The 17284-nt window shown below is 58.0% G+C and carries 13 protein-coding genes and 2 pseudogenes; 10 read left to right on the top strand and 5 right to left on the bottom strand.

The window, feature by feature from the left end:
* Positions 1-12: 12 nt before the first annotated feature.
* Together sctV and sctW are read right to left on the bottom strand one after the other, a co-directional pair.
* Positions 13-2106, bottom strand: a complete 2094-nt coding sequence (gene sctV / locus ACIOWA_RS02570; RefSeq protein WP_401158007.1) for a type III secretion system export apparatus subunit SctV — start codon at positions 2104-2106, stop codon at positions 13-15.
* Positions 2103-3212: a type III secretion system gatekeeper subunit SctW gene (sctW, locus tag ACIOWA_RS02565; protein ID WP_401158005.1), complete on the bottom strand. Its 1110-nt coding sequence runs from the start codon at positions 3210-3212 to the stop codon at positions 2103-2105. Before sctW ends, sctV begins: the two co-directional genes overlap by 4 nt.
* 265 nt (positions 3213-3477) lie before the next feature.
* On the opposite strand from sctW, the gene ACIOWA_RS02560 reads away from it, so the two are divergent.
* Positions 3478-4035 carry a sigma-70 family RNA polymerase sigma factor gene (locus ACIOWA_RS02560; RefSeq protein WP_339494500.1) on the top strand — a complete coding sequence of 186 codons (558 nt, stop codon included), beginning with the start codon at positions 3478-3480 and terminating at the stop codon, positions 4033-4035.
* Positions 4032-4622, top strand: coding sequence for a GNAT family N-acetyltransferase (locus tag ACIOWA_RS02555; RefSeq protein ID WP_339464243.1), 591 nt, complete (start codon positions 4032-4034; stop codon positions 4620-4622). The genes ACIOWA_RS02560 and ACIOWA_RS02555 overlap by 4 nt, the downstream gene beginning before the upstream one ends.
* A gap of 81 nt (positions 4623-4703) precedes the next feature.
* On the opposite strand, the gene ACIOWA_RS02550 is transcribed toward ACIOWA_RS02555, so the two are convergent.
* Positions 4704-5630, bottom strand: coding sequence for an HTH-type transcriptional regulator ArgP (locus ACIOWA_RS02550; protein WP_339464242.1), 927 nt, complete (start codon positions 5628-5630; stop codon positions 4704-4706).
* 242 nt (positions 5631-5872) lie between these two features.
* Here ACIOWA_RS02550 and ACIOWA_RS02545 point away from each other — a divergent pair, with 242 nt between their 5' ends.
* The 3 genes from ACIOWA_RS02545 (at position 5873) to ACIOWA_RS02535 (ending at position 7813) form a co-directional block, all read left to right on the top strand.
* Complete coding sequence (locus ACIOWA_RS02545) at positions 5873-6139, top strand: hypothetical protein (RefSeq protein WP_401158002.1); 267 nt, start codon at positions 5873-5875, stop codon at positions 6137-6139.
* 67 nt (positions 6140-6206) lie between these two features.
* The gene (locus ACIOWA_RS02540) at positions 6207-6491 is read left to right on the top strand and encodes a hypothetical protein (RefSeq protein ID WP_339464239.1); all 285 of its coding nucleotides are present in this window, start codon (positions 6207-6209) and stop codon (positions 6489-6491) included.
* Positions 6492-6634: 143 nt separating this feature from the next.
* Complete coding sequence (locus tag ACIOWA_RS02535) at positions 6635-7813, top strand: sugar transporter (RefSeq protein WP_401158000.1); 1179 nt, start codon at positions 6635-6637, stop codon at positions 7811-7813.
* A 164-nt stretch (positions 7814-7977) separates the two neighbouring features.
* On the opposite strand, the gene ACIOWA_RS02530 is transcribed toward ACIOWA_RS02535, so the two are convergent.
* On the bottom strand, positions 7978-9111 hold the full coding sequence (locus ACIOWA_RS02530) for a lactonase family protein (protein ID WP_401157998.1): 1134 nt from the start codon (positions 9109-9111) through the stop codon (positions 7978-7980).
* A 383-nt stretch (positions 9112-9494) separates the two neighbouring features.
* Between ACIOWA_RS02530 and ACIOWA_RS02525 the strand changes: the two are divergent.
* Positions 9495-10577, top strand: a pseudogene (locus ACIOWA_RS02525) (cache domain-containing protein); the annotation flags it as partial.
* Between the two features lie 324 nt (positions 10578-10901).
* Positions 10902-11438, top strand: a pseudogene (locus tag ACIOWA_RS02520) (methyl-accepting chemotaxis protein); the annotation flags it as partial.
* A gap of 99 nt (positions 11439-11537) precedes the next feature.
* Here the strand turns inward: ACIOWA_RS02520 and ACIOWA_RS02515 are convergent.
* On the bottom strand, positions 11538-12452 hold the full coding sequence (locus ACIOWA_RS02515; protein WP_401157996.1) for a LysR family transcriptional regulator: 915 nt from the start codon (positions 12450-12452) through the stop codon (positions 11538-11540).
* Between the two features lie 269 nt (positions 12453-12721).
* Between ACIOWA_RS02515 and ACIOWA_RS02510 the strand changes: the two genes are divergently transcribed.
* From ACIOWA_RS02510 to ACIOWA_RS02500, 3 genes are all read left to right on the top strand, one after another.
* Positions 12722-13744 (top strand): zinc-dependent alcohol dehydrogenase family protein, encoded by a 1023-nt coding sequence (locus tag ACIOWA_RS02510; RefSeq protein WP_339464234.1) that lies wholly within the window; start codon positions 12722-12724, stop codon positions 13742-13744.
* Positions 13745-14296: 552 nt separating this feature from the next.
* On the top strand, positions 14297-15763 hold the full coding sequence (locus ACIOWA_RS02505) for a hypothetical protein (protein ID WP_339464233.1): 1467 nt from the start codon (positions 14297-14299) through the stop codon (positions 15761-15763).
* A 49-nt stretch (positions 15764-15812) separates the two neighbouring features.
* Complete coding sequence (locus tag ACIOWA_RS02500; protein ID WP_401157994.1) at positions 15813-17213, top strand: PLP-dependent aminotransferase family protein; 1401 nt, start codon at positions 15813-15815, stop codon at positions 17211-17213.
* Positions 17214-17284: the final 71 nt, after the last annotated feature.

Raw genomic sequence — 17284 nt, 5'->3', positions numbered from 1 at the left:
CGCACAACTCCGTCAGGCCAGCAGGTCATGGGCTTCTTGCAGATCAACGCGTCCCAGCACCTGCACTTGCACCGAGGACAGCAACTCGGCGAAGGACAGCACTGGAACATGGTTGAATTGTTCTCTGAGCAGCCCATGCAGCGGGCTGCGCAGGTCCTGGGCCACCAGCAGCACCGGTGCCGGGCTGGCGCGCAGCGGGAACGCCGCGCTCAATTGTTGGAGCAAGGCATTACCCACCTCCGGCTCAAGGGCAAACCAGGCTTCGCTCTGGCCTTGGCGCAGGGCGTCGCGCAGCAAGACTTCGGTTTCCGGCGTGACCAACCAAGCGTTGAGGGCGCCATGCTCGGTGTGTTGGTGGCAGATTTGCGCCTTGAGGGCGATGCGCACGTAATCGGTGAGGGCGTTCAGGTCCCGCTCATGCTGGCCCTGTTCGATCAGTGTCTCGGCAATGGGGCGCACCGAGCGCAGCGATACCAGTTCGGCGGACAGGCGCTGCAACACCGCGGCAAAACGCGCCAGCGGCAGGGTGCGTTGCAGTTCCTGGGCAAGCTCCGGCTGTTCGCTTTCGAGCCAACTGAGGATCGCTTTGCTTTCCTGCAAACCGATGAATTGCGGACCAGTCGCCTGGAAGGCGCGGTCCATGCGTTCCAGAATCAGGTCCTCGGCACTGACCGGCTCCACGCTGCTCATGCGCAGCAAGGCGTGGTCGGGCGCGAACCACACCCACTCGGTTTCATCACGCTCTGCCAGTCCCGGCTCACCGTCATGCAGTTCGCCGCATTGGCGCAGGTGCACAGCCATTCGGCTATCGCTCCAGGTGGCGCGGATCAGCGGCACTTCGTAGACGCAAAAACGCAATTCGTCTTCGCCACAGTCCTCGCAAAACTCCAGGTCGAAGGAGGGCAGTGTCAGCCCGAAACGGTGCACCAGCGTGTTGCGTCGCTGGCGAATGCCGTGCAGCAGTCGCTCCAGCGCCACGCTGTCTTTGTGGCTGGGATGAAACTGCAACAGATAGGCCCGGGACGGGTTGAAACGCCGGATGTCTTCGCGGCCATTGAGCTCTGGTGCGCCGTTGCGCGCGGCGCCGTCGTGGTCCTGGAGGATCTGTTTCTGGCGGATGCGCCACAACTGGATCAAACCGCTGAACAGACAGATCATGCTGATACTGATGAACACCACGCTGGGCATGCCGGGGATCGCCGCAAAGCCGAGCATGCCGATCGAGGAAAACACCCAGGCCTTGGGTTGGCTGGTCAACTGTTCGGCGATTTCATGACCGATGTTGGCGTCACCGGCCTGACTGTCCGGGGCTACGCGGGTGATGATCATGCCGGCGGTGAGAGAAATCAGCAGCGCCGGAATTTGAGCGATCAGGCCGTCGCCGATGGTCAGCACCGAATACAGGTGCATGGCTTGCGCGGGCTGCATGTCGTTTTGCAGGACACCGATGGAGAAACCGCCAATCAAGTTGATGAAGACGATCACCAGGCCGGCGATGGCATCGCCTTTGACGAACTTCATCGCACCGTCCATGGCGCCGAATAACTGGCTCTCCTTGGACAACTGCTCGCGACGCTGGCGAGCCTCGCGGACGTTGATCAGGTTGGCGCGCAGATCGCTGTCGATGGACATCTGTTTACCGGGCATGGCGTCCAGCGTGAAACGTGCCGCGACTTCGGCCACGCGTTCGGAGCCCTTGGTGATCACCAGAAAGTTGACGATCGTCAGGATCAGGAAAATCACCAGACCCACTGCCAGATTGCCGCCCACCACAAAGCTGCCAAACGCCTCGACGATGTGCCCGGCATCCTGTTGCAGCAGGATCAAACGGGTCGTGGCGATCGACAGCGCCAACCGGAACATGGTGGTCAGCAGCAGCACCGCAGGAAATGTCGAGAACGCCAGCGGCCGCGGCAGGTACATGGCCAGAACGATCAGCAACGACGAGATGCAGATGTTCAGGGCAATCAGCACATCCACCAACGCCGTGGGCAGCGGCAGGATCATCATGAACACGATGGCCATGACCATGACCGCGCCGACGATCTCGGTACGGCGCATCACCGCGAGTGCCAGGCGGTTGAGGCTGTGAATCAGGCGATTCATTGCAGGCCCCGCCCTGGTTCGGCCAGCCCCAGGGCCTGACGTTCTTGCCGGGCGAGTTGATCCATCAGGTTATGCAGCAGGCGCAGGCCGTTTTGCCGAGTCTTTAGATCCTTCCACAGCACCAGTGGCAGGTTTTGCAGCAGTGGATACAAGCCATTGAAGTACAGCGGCTGCAAGTGCGCTGCATTGCTCAGGGTGTCATCGCTGAGCAGGGTCAGGTCGCGGGCGAAAAAGCCGTTGGCGCAAAAGCGCAGCAGGCGTTTGCTCATGGCCAGGGGCGTCATGCTGTCGCGCCGCTGTTGCTGGCTCAAGCGTTGCAACAGGTCGTGACACGCCTTGATCATGTTGTTGAGCTGCCCGCAGGAGCCCAATCCACGCAGCATCGAGCCCAGTACTGCGCCGGGCAGGGACGGCGAAAGGGCGGCGATATCGTCGGCCAGCGCGCGCTGCAGGGTACGCAACCCCCGGGAGAACTGTTCCTCGCTGAAGTGTTCGAGCAGGGCTTCGAGCAGACTGGCCAAGGGTTGTTGACCAATAATCGCCTTGTAATACAGCTGACGCATGGCCGCGCGTTGCTGTGGATCACGGCTGAACAGGGCGATGGCACTGGCCGTGTTGAACCCGGCACGGATTTTATCGCCGTGCACCAACCGTAACTCATCGATCAGGTCTCGGGTGCTCTGCGCTTGGGCCTCATGACCTTCACCGAGAGCCAGGTGCATCGCCTGCTGCAGCAGAATATCGGCGCGCGCTGGATCGTTGTCCGCCAGGTTCAGGGCCGTCTGCAGCGACGGCTGTTGCTGCAACTGCTGCTGCATGCGGCGGGCCTGTTGTTCGAGGCTCGGCTGGTCGGTGTGATCAAGGAGGCGGTAAAGCTCAACGAGCTTTTCGATGCGCTCGACCCGCTGTCCTCGGGTCGCGTCGCTGATATGGCGTTCGTCCAGGCTTTTGCTGTGGCGTTCGATGCTCTCGCTGAACTTCAGCGCCACTTCTTCCATGGAATCAATCAGAGGATTTTTGGCCACGGTCGACGACGTTTCCGTGCCGGGCAAAGGACGCGGCAGCAAATCCAGGGGCAGGGCATCGTTGTAGTTGGATACTTTCATGGAGGCGCACGTTCCACCGCTATACAGGTGGGCAGTGAGTGGCGTTTGGCGGCGTCGGGTTCCCTCGTTGTCGTCAGGTTCAAAAACCTGTGCAAGAACTGGCACGGGGTTTTTGTCAAAAGTGCAACAAATGGCAAAAATCACGTTTTTCAGGTTTAAAAACTGTTTAAAAACAGTCGGTTGAAAAAGTACCAAGGTTGGTACGCTCGCTGCTCTCTATCCCTCCCGCCAATGTCGGCATAGCGTGAGTGATGAGGGATCAAGCGTGGAATCGAGTCGTGTTCAAACGGAAGCGAAAGTCATTGCCGCCATCAAACTGGATTTGGGCGGTCTGGCACACAGCAGCGAGAAAAAGTTGCGCGGTTTCATAACCAAACGGGTATTCAATCCAGCCGATGTCGACGATCTGATGCAGATGACTTATCTGGAAGCCTGGCGTAACCAGCACAAGTTCACCGGGGCATCGAAACCGGAAACCTGGTTGTTCGGCATTGCCACTAATCTGGTCAGCAATCACTTCAAAAACTTCTATCGCCGGCCGCAGAACACCGTGTTGGAAGATTCAGGAATCGAAAGCCTGGAATATGGTCATGATCCGAGCCAGGTCAGTGAGCACCAGCGCTTGCTCAGCCGCACCCTGGAAGCCATCGACGACTTGTCGGTTGACATGCGCGCCGTGATTGACCTGGTCGTGGACTCAGACATCAGCTATCAGGACGCTGCGCAGCAACTGGGCGTGCCTATCGGCACTGTGCGTTCTCGCCTGGCGCGGGCCCGGGGCCAGTTGAAGAGCAGCGTCTATAACGAGAGGGCCAGCGCATGAACGTATTTGTCCGCCGGCCTCAGCCGACTGTCCTGCCTAGGGGCGTACGTGAATCCTGTGACGCCGATTTGCCGGCAATGATGGACATCTTCAACGAAACGGCGGGAACCGGCGCCAATTCGCCGGTGACCCGGCCCATGACGCTCGAAGAAGTGACGTTCTACATCAACCTTTATAAACGCGACGGCTTGCCGGTGTATGTACTGGAGCGCGGCGGCGAAGTGGTTGGCTGGCTGTCGATCAATCGCTTCAGTTGGGGGACTCAGGCGTGCCGCAATACCGGTGAAACGGCGATTTATGTGCGCGCCGATCGTCACGGCAGCGGCATCGGCGTACGCCTGGGCCATGCCACGGTGATACTCGGCCGCCAGTTTGGCCTGGAAACCCTCGTGGCCTGGATCATGGCGGCCAACGTCCCCAGTCAGCACATCGTGCAGTCGATCGGTGCGGTGCTTTGGGCGCGCTTGCCCCGTATCGCCCGTTTTGGCGAGGAGCGGGCAGACGTGCTGTTGTTCGGGTTGCCGCTGTGCGAGGAGGGCCTGGCCATGGCTCGGCCGCTTGATGTTGAGCAGGGGGCTTTACGCTAAGGGCCCATTTTCATCCACTACTGTGCAGCGGCGACTCAGGTCGCCGCTGCCGAGTGTATTCCCGACGCACAGTGGCGCGGCTTACTGCTTGGGCATGGTGGAGCGTTTTACCGGCCCCTTGCTGCTCAAGATGCGCCGTGCGGCATGGACCGCTCGCTCCGAAAGCGCTTCCATGCGCGGTGATTGCAACGCCCAGGCGTGCCAGTAAAGCGCTACATCGGTGAAGTGTTCCGGCGCGACGTCCACCAGATCCCGACTTTTGAGCAAATCGCTCACCTGCATATACGGCACCATCCCGTAGCCGAGACCACGGCGTATGGCTTTGAGGCGTGCTTCTGGAAGTGACAAGTAGTGCGTGGGGTAGGCGTCTGCGTGCAGGCCGAAACGTGACTGCATGAAATCAGACTGCAAGGTGTCCTTGCGCGAATAGGCAAATACAGGTGCCTTGCGCGCAGCAGAGCGGGTCAAGCCCTTCGCAAACCATCGCTCCTGAAACGCTGGCGATGCCACCAACTGGTAACGCATTGACCCCAGCGGCTCTGTAAAACAACCTCGCATAGGCTCTGAGCGTGTGCCGATGCAGCCGATCACCTGACCACTTTCGAGCAATGCGTAGGTGTGATCCTGATCGTCGACCACAACGTCGAGCAGAATGTTTTCGTTGACGAATATCTCGGCCAGTGCAGGAAAGAACCATGTCGCCAGGGTGTCGCCATTGACCGCGATGACCACACGCAGATGATCTTGTTCGTCGCCGGTCAGGTCATTGAGGAGCTCTTCTTCAAGCACTGTCGCACGGCGAAGATAGAGCATCAGTTTTCGTCCCGTCTGGGTGGGCTCGCACGGCCTTGCGCGCACGATCACTGAACTGCCCAGACGAACTTCCAGAGCATGTATGCGTTGCGATACCGCCGACGGCGTTACGTTAAGACGTTCTGCCGCCTTCTCGAAACTACCGCTGTCGACCACGGCCAGGAACGCCTGCATCTGTTTTGCATCAAGTTGCATGGCCGCTACGCTCGTTAAGTATTTCTAATGGTCACTGAAAGATACTTCGTTTTTCTTCATCTCGATAGCGAACTGCTCAATCATTGCGCCACGGCGACATAGAGCAGCTTTGCCCCGCGCAACGCGTCGCCCAAGGCGTCATCGAAATTCCGGATGACAGCGTTGAAGCGTTATTGACCCCGTAGGGTGAGCGTTATGGAGAAACAAATGTCCAGCGTCCGATACTTGCCATGAAACTCAACATGATTATTGCTGTGAGTGCTGTTGCATTGGTCTGTAACTATGTCTGGCAATCCCACGACTTGAAACTGGGACCCTATGAGTACCAGGCCTCGGCGAATACTCAACTGTCGCAAGGCACTCACCCAGGCGCGCGTCAGTTGGCCTTGAACCGCGCCAACAACAAGTGTGCATCGCTGGGAAAGCAAGTCGGTGAGTTTGATGTTCAATCGCGCATGCCGGCGGATCAGGAGCATGAAGTGGCCAACGTGACGTTCGTTTGCAAGTGATCTCCCTCACCGCAATCCGAATCAGTCCAGGAACCTTGAAACCTTCAATCTATAGGCGGTACAAACCATGAAGTTAATTATTGTTGCGGTGCTCGCGACGCTGTTGAGCGCGTGTGTGACCTCTGTTCACGATTGGGCCAGGTCAGGCGCAAGTGCTGCTGACATCCAGCACGACAAAGCTCAATGCCAGTACCAGGCCAAAGCAGCAACTGCCAGCTACCATTCAACGCCGGCGGCGAACGACAAGACCCACGGCATGGGCAGTGCCGTGGGGGATGGCATCGTTATTGCGGAAAAACAGATCGACCTGACAAATGATTGCATGCGCCTCAAAGGTTACGTTGGTCAATGAGCCCCTGTTGCCACTGGCCAGTGCGCTTCGAACCCGTTGGACAAGTCGCCGTTTGTTTATAGTACAGTCGCCGCCGAAACACCTGTCGCCGGATGTTCCAGGCAATGGGTGTACAAAACATCGACAGAATAATGTGGCTTTCAATGAACACTTCTACGGCGACAACCGAGGGCAGTTGGTATCCGGTCATTGCACTGGCCCTGGCTGCGTTTGTGTTCAACACCACCGAGTTTGTACCTGTCGGTCTGTTGAGTTCGATTGGCAGCAGCTTCGACATGTCCACCGCTCAGGTCGGTTTGATGTTGACGATTTATGCGTGGGTGGTGTCCCTGGCGTCGCTGCCCATCATGCTGATGACCCGCAACGTCGAGCGGCGCAAGTTGTTGCTCGTGCTGTTTGGGATATTCATCGTCAGTCACATCCTGTCGAGTCTGGCGAACAGTTTCGGTGTCCTGCTGGTGAGCCGGGTCGGCGTGGCGTTGTCGCATGCGTTGTTCTGGTCGATCACGGCCTCTCTGGCGGTGCGCCTCGCGCCAGCGGGCAAGCAGGTCCAGGCCCTTGGTTTGCTGGCCACCGGTACTTCCCTGGCGATGGTGCTGGGAATTCCCCTAGGCCGGCTATTGGGCGAGGCCATGGGATGGCGCACCACCTTCATCGTTATCGCGGTGCTGGCCACTGTGTTGGTGCTCTGGCTGGCCAAGGCCTTGCCGTTGTTGCCCAGCCAGAACTCAGGCTCGCTCAGAAGTCTGCCCCTGTTGTTGAAGCGACCTGCGCTGGTAGCGCTCTATCTCCTGACGGCCGTCGTAGTGACGGCCCATTTCACTGCCTATAGCTACATCGAGCCTTTCATCCAGCAGGTGGCGGGCCTGAGTGGCGATGTGGTGACCCTTATTTTGCTGCTATTCGGCGGTGCGGGCATTTTCGGTTCGTTGCTGTTCAGTTGGCTGCACCGCTATAACCCGCAGCGCTTTCTGATCATCTGCGTGTCGTTGCTTGCCTTGTGCCTGGCATTGCTGTGGCCGTTGAGTGGGAAGGTCTCGTACCTGGGCGCGCTGAGCCTGTTCTGGGGGATGGCAATCATGGGGTTTGGGCTGGCGTTGCAGTCCAGAGTCCTGGTGTTGGCTGCGGACGCGACCGATGTGGCGATGGCGCTGTTTTCCGGGATCTATAACGTCGGCATTGGCGGCGGGGCACTGCTGGGCAGTTGGGTCGGCGGCCAGTTAGGCTTTGCGTTCACTGGCGTGGTGGGCGGTACGTTGGCGGCGCTGGCACTGGCGTTCTACTGCTTGTCAGTTTCTCGAATCACTCGGCCCGGAGCTTGAAATTGAGCTGACGGGCCTTTTGATTGAGTTTTAATTCCAGTTCGAACCGAAGAGGCGGGTGCAGTCGCCCATCGGCGCAAGATGTGCCCTTAGCCAAAGAAAGATCATCATCGACAGGGAGGACGGAATGAGCCAACCCCCGACCTCCATGCGCCGAGCCTTAATTACTTCGCCGACGTTTTCAACACTTCAATCCATACTGCGCCTTTGCCCGACGCCGCTTCACCGACACGTTTCAGCGCGCCGTTGTTGCTGATTGCGTAAGTGCCGACTTTTTCGCTTTTCTCGCCTGTCACCAGCAACCAGCGCCCATTGGGTGAAAAAGCGATATTGCGTGGCTGCTTCTCTTGGACCGGGTAATTATCGATGAAGCTCAAGCCGCCTGTTGAAGGGTCAACTGCGAATGCCGAAACCGAACTGCTGGTGCGCTCGGTCATCAACAATAGCGAGCCATCGGGCGAGATCCGCAGGTCCGCCGCCCATATGCGTGGTGTCGGGTCGTCCTTCAAGTCGTTGTTACGTGCATCACGCACTTCGCCGTGAGCCAGTTTCAAACGCTCGGGAATGCCATTGGCAACGGCAATCTGAGTCAATGCGCCGGTGCTGTCATTGATTGAAAACGCTGTGACCGTGCCGCTCATTTCACCGACCACATACAGGTATTTGCCATTCGGGGAAAAGGCCAGGTGCCGAGGCCCGGTATTGTCCGCGACACGGATGTAACCGCTGCCGATAGGGGTGAGCGCGCCGGTGGTGGCATCGAGGCGATATTGCAGGACCTTGTCCGCACCAAGATTGCCCGCGTAGGCAAAACGGTTGCTCGGGTCGGTACGAATCGAATGCGCATGCGGGCCTGTCTTGTAGCTCAGGATGCTGGCAGAAGGCTGATAGGTCTTGTCGATGGCCTGAACGGTGATGGTGTCGGCACCGTAGGACGCAGCAAGCAGATAGTGTCCTTTTCTATCGGTAGACAGGTAAGCCATGCTTTCTGCCAGCGGCGCTTTGGACAGTGGAGTCAGATGTCCGCTCTTGGGATCGATGCTGTAACCCAGCACCTGGAACGGCTTGACTCGCAAGGCCGCAAACAACACTTTGCCGTCAGGGGTGATGGCCATGGGGTTGACCTGATCACCGGCATTGACCTGGTCAATCAGGCGCAGCGCGCCGTTGTTCTGGTCAAGGCTGTACTGGGAAATCAGCCCGTCTCCCGGGCTCGAGATATAGGCAAAGGTGTCGGCATTGGCTTGCAGGCTGAGACCGTAGACAACCGCAGCGGTCAAGAGGAGGGGCGTTCTCACAGATGATCCCTTATTTTTATGATTGTGGTCAGTCATCCTATGACTGTCCTTGGATGACATCAATCGCTATTTTCTCAGGCTGGAAAGTTACCTCTTGGTTGAAAAGCGGTTTTTTTACCTGAAATTGGCGTGATTCGATGACGTTCAAGGAGCACGACAATAACCCGCGACCTTAAAACATTTCTAAACACACGGATTCGAGAGGTGTTCTAAGACGTCGTATCTTTATTGCTTTAAGGCAGGTATCGGTATCGCCCTAAAGTGCGCACCGTCGCGGTCGATAACTCAATTGCGCATGGGCTCTATCTCCTTATAACAACACATGCAACGTTCAGCGCTAGCGTTTCTCCTTGCCAAAACTATAAATACCCGCAGGTGAAGTCATGAATATCAAGCAGAAGCTGACCTGGGCGTTCGCGGCTATCGCGTGCGTCCCGGTCATTTTGGTCGCCGTTTTGGTAGTGCTGAATCTGCGAGAGGGGGCCCAGGCCAATTTCCTCGACAGCAGCGGTCGCGAGATCCGCCAGATCGACAATGGCATGAAGCAGTTTTTTGACGGCATCAGCCAAAACGTCGACTACGTAGCCAAGGATCCACGCGTTATCGCGGCCAAAGATCTCAAAAACTACGCTGGCGCCGATGCAGCGCAAATCCCCCTCACTCAGACCAACAAAGAGCTGCTGGCGATATTCGACCAGTTTGCCAAAAGCCACCCGAGTACCGCTTACCTGTCCTTGGGTCTGAGCGACGGCGGCTACGCCAGTTGGCCAGACGACACCAAACTGAACAGCTACGACCCGCGCGTACGTCCCTGGTACAAAGCGGCCATCGCCGCGCCAGGTGCCACCGTGCGCACTGGTGCCTACTATTGGGCCCCGGACGATGTGACGCTGATCGGCACCGTGCACACAGTCGCCGACGCCGCCGGGAATATCCTGGGCGTGGTTGGCCTGGACGTGTCGCTCAAACAGCTCACCGAACTGGTGCGCAACATCAAACTGGGCGACAGCGGCTACCTGATGCTAGTGGAAGCCAACGGCAACGTGTTGGTGGATCCCAGCGACGCCAAGCACAACTTCAAACCCCTGGCCGACCTGGGCCCCAACTACGCCGAACTCGCCAAGCGAGGCGACGGCGTGACCCAGATCGAGATCGATGGCGTGCCCTACATGGCCAACGTGGTCAGTTCCAAGGACCTGGGCTGGCGCTTTATCGGTCTGATCAAGCGTGATGAAGTGATGGCTGACGCCACCCGCCTGACTTGGTTGATCGCGGCCATTGCAGCGGCATTGGCGTTGGTGTTTGCGATTGTAGGCGCCAGCTTTGCCAGCGTCATCGTGCGTCCGATTCGCGGCGTGGCCGACGGCCTGCAAGAAATCGCCGAAGGAGAAGGCGACCTGACGCGCCAACTCAAGGTGCAGGGCAAGGACGAAACCGCCGGTCTGGCGGGCTGGTTCAACCAGTTCCTGGGCATGATTGCACAATTGGTGCAGCGCATCGGCAATGCCTCATCTGACCTGCAGGCCGCCGCCGCCGACTCCAGCGAAGTGGCCAACAACATGAACCAGGCTGCAGGTCGCCAGCGTGAAGCCGTGGAACTGGTGAGCACGGCGTTCAACGAAATGGTCGCGACTGCCAACGAAGTTGCGCGTTCGTGCAGCGCCGCCGCGTCGAGTGCCGACGAAGGCTACCGCGATGTACATGACGGCCAGCAGCACATAGGCGAAGCCACCGGCAGCGTGCTCAAACTCAGCGAAGACCTGCAAAAGTCCACCCAGACCATGCAGTTGCTGGAGCAGGACAGCCAGAACATCAACACCATTCTCGACACCATCCGCTCGATTGCCGAGCAGACCAACCTGCTGGCGCTCAACGCAGCGATTGAAGCGGCACGCGCCGGAGACCAAGGCCGAGGCTTCGCCGTGGTCGCCGACGAAGTCCGCGCCCTGGCGCGTCGGACAGCCGACTCCACCGGCGAGATCGACAGCTTGCTGGGCAATCTCGCCCGCCGCACCCTGGAAGTCACGCAGCAGATGCAAGGCAGCCTGCAGGTGTCCCACGCCAGTGTGGAACGCATCCAGCAGGCGCGTGACAGCTTCGACAAGATCCGTGGCTCGGTGGACTCGATCCGCGACCAGAACACCCAGATCGCTACAGCCGCCGAAGAGCAGCACCAGGTGGCCGAAGAGATTAATCGGCACATCGCGCAGATTCATGCCGATGCCCAACTGGTCGAAGGCTTTGCCCAATCCTCACAGACTGGCTCGGGTCGATTGACAGAAATTTCTGGTCAGCTCAAAGGCCTGGTGGGTCGCTTCAAATATTAGTATCCCTGCCCGAGTGAAGCGGTGAACTCTCATCGTTTTCACTCGGCCGGTTTATCGAATGGTCGAAGCGATTCTCGGCAATACGTACTTGGTGTTCGTCTAAAGACTCTCAGGGTCGCCAAAAAACATCTGAATCCGCGACCGCAACCAACGCTCACCCGGATCGTTATCCTGCGACCCGCGCCAAGCCATGTGCAGTTCAAACGTACGGGTCGGCAACGGCGGATCTTCTGCTCGAACACCACCGGCCGCCGTGAGTGCATCGGCGGTGTAGTCCGGCACGGTTGCGACGATGTCGGTGCCCGCCAGCAACGTGCTCAAGCCGTTGAACTGCGGCACGGCGAGTACGACATGGCGTTTGCGGCCGAGTTTTTCCAGTTCTTCGTCGATAAAGCCACTGAGGTCACCAGCGAACGACACCAGCGCATGCGGGCGTGCGCAGTAATCATCAAGGCTAAGTGGCCCGGGTACGGTGTCGGCACGTAACAACTTGGGCTGACTACGGCGCAAGACCTTGCGTTTGGCGTTAGCCGGCAAGTCTGTGGTGTAGCTGACACCGATGGAGATTTCGCCTGATGCCAGCAAACCCGGCATCAGGATGTAGTTGACCCGACGCACCACCAGTACGATCCCCGGCGACTCGGCGCGCAGGCGTTTTAGCAGCATGGGCAGCAGAGCGAATTCGACGTCATCGGACAAACCGATGCGAAACACCGAGGTGCTGGTCGCCGGGTCGAACTCCGCTGCGCGGCTGACCGCGGTCGAAATAGAGTCGAGCGCGGGCGAGAGCAGGGCGAAGATTTCCACCGCGCGGGCGGACGGTTCCATGCTCCGGCCGGTGCGCACGAACAGTGGGTCATCGAACAGGCTGCGCAGGCGCGAAAGCGCCGCGCTGATCGCCGGTTGCCCGAGAAACAGTTTTTCCGCCGCCCGGGTCACACTGCGTTCGTGCATCAATGTTTCGAATACGATCAACAGGTTCAGGTCGACACGACGCAGGTCATTACGATTCATCTGGAGTCCTGGCAGAGTCATCAAGCTTGACGAGAGCGGCCATATGAGAACAATGGCCGGCATGAATCTTACGGGGAAAGGCTGTTACTCTGCACCCGTAAATTCAGTTTTACTCAGACGGTGGCAGCCGTTTTTCATGGATTTCACCCATGCCACCCATGCTGCGGAATCAATGACAGGCATGTCGACTATTAATAGCCACTGATAGTCTTGGGTTAAAAGCCCAGATAGAGTTCAGGGCATTAGAGGTTACTTTGACGAGGTTTGCGATGTCCCGCACGATCCGTTTTCACAAGTTTGGTCCGGCCGAGGTGCTCAAATGCGAAGAGCATGCGGCCGCTCAGCCAGGTCCTGGCGAAGTGCAGGTGCGTGTCGAGGCAATCGGCATCAGTTGGTACGACACGCTCTGGCGTCAAAACCTGGCCTCGTCCCAGGCACGCCTGCCATCAGGCCTTGGCCATGAGATGGCCGGTGTGGTCACGGCGGTCGGTGCCGATATCGAAGACCTGTCCGTTGGTGACAAGGTCGCCAGTTTCCCAGCTGAAAGCCCGAATGACTACCCCGTCTACGGCGAGTCGATTGTGCTGCCGCGTACCGCGCTGACCCGTTATCCGGATGTGCTCAGCCCAATCGAAGCGAGCGTGCATTACACACCGCTGCTGATCGCTTATTTTGCTTACGCCGATCTGGCGCGGGTCAAACCGGGACAGTTTGCTCTGGTGACAGACGCCAGCCATTGCGCCGGCCCTTCGTTTGTCCAGTTGGGCAAGGCGATGGGCGTGCGGGTGATTGCCGCGACCAAGAAGGCGCAAGAGCGCGAATACCTGATGTCCCTTGGCGCGGAAAAGGTCATTGTCACCGAAGAGGAAGATCTGTTGATGCGAATCAACAAGATCACCGACAACCGTGGTGTCGACGTCGTCTTCGATGGCCTTGGCGGTCCGCAGATGTCGCTGCTTGGCGATGTCCTTGCACCGCGTGGCAGCCTTGTATTGTATGGTCTGCAAGGCGGTAACCAGACGCCATTTCCAGCGTGTGCGGCGTTCCAGAAAAATATTCAGTTCTTCGTGCATTGCATCGGCAACTTCACCGGCAAACCGGAACTGGGCATCACCCAGGATCACGTCGCCCTGCAACGAGCCTTGCGTGACATCAACCAGTTGACCGCTGACCGCGTGCTGGTGCCGCTCAAGACCCGTGTATTCCCGTTCAACGAGTTCGTCGAAGCGCATCGCTATATGGACGAATGCCCCTGCCGCGAACGGGTCGCTCTTCAAGTCGAACCGGCGTAAAGCCTGGCCCTGGAGTCCGTGGCCCCACGGACTCCTTTGCGTTTATCCCCCCCTCTGCAGAACAACAGACTTCCTTGGCGCTGCCTGCGGACAGTTCAGCAACTGAACTGGTTTTTGCTCCCGATCTGTATCTTCTAATCGAACTATAAGCCCTGATAATTGAAGGATTACTTTCATCTCAAGGAATGAGCCATGGCTGTGCATTCAATTTGTCCTGCATTACATAAAACGGCTAGCGCTGTTGAACGCGCCGACTCCTGTTTAATTGTTGTAGGCCTATTCGGAAACTACTTCTCTATTTTTTGTACTCACTTGTCGTGGGACGTTGTGGGAAGTTTCCTAGGAATATTCAACATAGAAAAAAACCGAACAAATACAGGGGCTTGATGCTGTTCTTCGGTGATTGGCGGGTTTTTAGCAGCTCAAGTGTTTCAAATAACTACGAATTTGTAAGTGTTAGCATTTGAGCGTCTATTACTTACTTGATGAATTGTCGTGCGGCTGATATTTCCGTCGTTATGGCATGAAACTTTTGATACCGGGTAAATACCGATGAGCACGATCCATGACCAGGCTATGAATTATGTCTACCAGCAGGTATTGCAGCGTTTGCTGAGCTTCTTTTCCCGTGCAGAGCGCACGGCGTTGCAGTTATTGATACAGCGACTGGCCGTGGCCGCTGGCGGCATGGAGAACATTGGCCATTTCAAGGTGCTAGTGAACCAGACCGGCTCGCGCGACAGTTGTTACACGCTTGCATTGCTGCGGGCTGCGCAGTTGAGTATCGCAGGGCGTGCACCCGCGACCTTCCAGTTGCGGGTGGCGACTTTGCGCTGGAATGGCAATAGCCAGACGGCATTGCAAAACATGCATCGCAGCTACAGCGCACTGTTTCTGTACGATGACCCACGAGTCGAGTTGTTGATGGTGGATCATCGTCAGGTCTTGCCGTTTGATCATCAGGCACCTATCTGTGACGAAGGGCGTGAGGCTAACCGTATCAACTTGCTGCTGCTCGGTCACCGCAGGACCTTCAGTGAAACGCTGGAGTTTTGGGATGACGCTTATCTGGCCACCGCCGAGTACTACGGTCAGGTCGCCCGCTGGAACAATGGTGTCGATGCGATGATCGGTAGCGAATCCCCGCGCCGTCAGAAGCAATTTCTCGATGGGTTGAACCGTGCGGTGCAGAAAGCGGCAATCGCCGGATCGCTAGCCAGTTCCGCGGGCTTCGAAACGCTTTTTCCGCTGCTTGACGGACTCGGTGGCGACTACTATCGCGAGTTCTATACGGACGAGGAGCGGGTCGCGTGGCGTCCTGAAGGTCAATTTGAAACCTGTCGACGCACCAGTTTCATCGGCATCAATGACATGATCGTCGGCAAGCTTGAAGAGCGCTGGCCCTTGCTGAGTGACTTTCTTGGATTTCAGGCCGATGACCTGGCGCTGTATCAAGGTGATGATGAGTACGCCGATCCCCTGGTGGCAGCGCATTTGTGTGGCCTTCAGGCGCGACTCATCGAGGGGCGAACCTACGAGGCGGGTATCAGCGATTACCTGCAAAGCTGCCTGGCAACGATGCGCGCAAAACAGTTACCCGAACCGGTGTGCGAACAGCTGCTTTCCAGCTTTGGCAATCTGCAGGAGCCTGGCCAGTTGCGCTTGCAGGCGGAGTGCTGCCTGCAAACCCGTTTTGATCTGAGCGAAATCCAGCTGACGTGTCTTTTGTTCGCACCGTTCATTGATAGCGGTTGCGGGCTTGAGCGGTTCCTGCGCAATTGCCATCCCGGGATGTTGGTTGCGCTGCCGGATCTGCACCGGGCGATGCAGGGCCTGCATGCACCCGAGCAGGTCCTGAAGTGGATGACCGATGTCAGCGGTTTGTCGGTCGGACTGATTGTTCGTCTTTACGCCATGAGTCCGATTCAGATGCCTTCCCCCGGCGAAGTCGCCGAGCAAAACGCGAGCCTGGACGGGGTAGATTCCGGGTCGGCAGTCGATCGGTCGGCGGAAGGCTGATCGTGATCCATTTGCCAAAAGGTAAATCAGAGCCCATGAAGGCGAGCTCGTGAAAGCAACGCGGGAAAACGACTTCGTTTATCAGGCGGTTTATCGTTATCTGACGCAACTGATCGATGACGCGGGGAGTGGTTCGGCAGCGCGCTTGCCCTCACTGCGCCAACTGGCTGATCGGCTGAATGTCTCTATCTCGACCGTCCAGTACGCCTATTCGCTACTGGAAAAGGAGGGGCGAGTCTATTCGATAGCCAAGTCCGGTTATTACGCGCAAGCATTGCCCGCCATGGATTTGCCCGGTAGCGGCAGGGATATGCTGGAAACTGTTTACGTCAACACCAAGCGCCCGGGAATGCGCGTGTTGAGCGACGACGATCCGGCATCACTGCAATCGCTGGACAGCCCGTTGTTGATGCTCGAACGTGAACTGCTACGCCAGTATCCACGCCAGCCGCAATGGTTGGTGCAACCCAGCGGTGAACTGGAATTGCGCACGGTCCTGGCCGCACGATACACCTCGTCAACGGTTAACTGCTGGCATGCGGATGACGTCTATATCGGTGCCGATCTTCGTGGTGTGCTGGAGATACTCATTTCGGTACTTGAGTTGCGCGGGGCCACCGTGGTGGTCGAATCGCCCTGTGATTGGGTGATCTTGCGTCTCCTGGAGGCCGCCGGCGTGCGCGTCATCGAGTTGCCACTGCTGGACGGGGGAGTGATTGATCCACAACGACTGGAGTCGTTGCTCAAGAAAGAGTCGGTGCGGCTGATCCTTTTGTCTTCGGTATTGAGCATGCCTCAGGGGAGTCTGCTGTCTCAGGCCAATCGGCAGACCGTTGCGCATCTGCTGGGGTGCCATGGCACCTGGGTTCTGGAAAACGACTGCTACAGCGAGTTTGACGAGCGGATAGACTCCCGGCGCCTGCGGGACTGGCTGGATCCCGATCGCTTGCTGGTGTTTTCCTCGTTCGAAAAATTCATCGGTGCAGAGGCACCGTTCGGTTTTGTCCTTTCGCATCATTGGCGCCGTGAATTGCAACGCCATTTCCTGCTGCGTGCGTTCCGATTGTCACCAATTCGCCAAAAGGCCATCGCCAGACTGTTGGGGGGTGGCCGGATGGATCAGCACCTGGCCGTATTGCGGCGGATGCTAAAGGAACGCCGTACGCAATTGATCCAGCTATTGCGCGAGCGCCTGGGCGACGCGCTGCAGATTGCAGAACCGCAGGGTGGGGCGACTGTGTGGGTCCGTTCGTTACGGCCGGTCGATATGGGTAACGTGTTTCAGCGTCTGCTCAAGCAACAGATCATTATTGCGCCGGGGGAGCTGTTCAGTCTGCAGGGGTTGCATGCGCACCATCTGCGTTTGAGCCCGCTGGGTCTTGGCGATCACGAACTGGTCAGCGTTGTCGGGCTATTGGGCGACGCATTGCGTCTGGCGCCCGACGATTAACGTTAAAAAACATCGCAAGTGTGCCGGATAGATCCCATCGCGCTGCGGTCAAACTGCCAGTAAACTGCGCT

Source organism: Pseudomonas sp. NPDC087614, from assembly GCF_044743485.1.
Lineage (GTDB): Bacteria > Pseudomonadota > Gammaproteobacteria > Pseudomonadales > Pseudomonadaceae > Aquipseudomonas > Aquipseudomonas baetica_A.
Note: the sequence above shows the minus strand (reverse complement) of the source record. Positions and strands in the feature narration are given on the sequence as shown.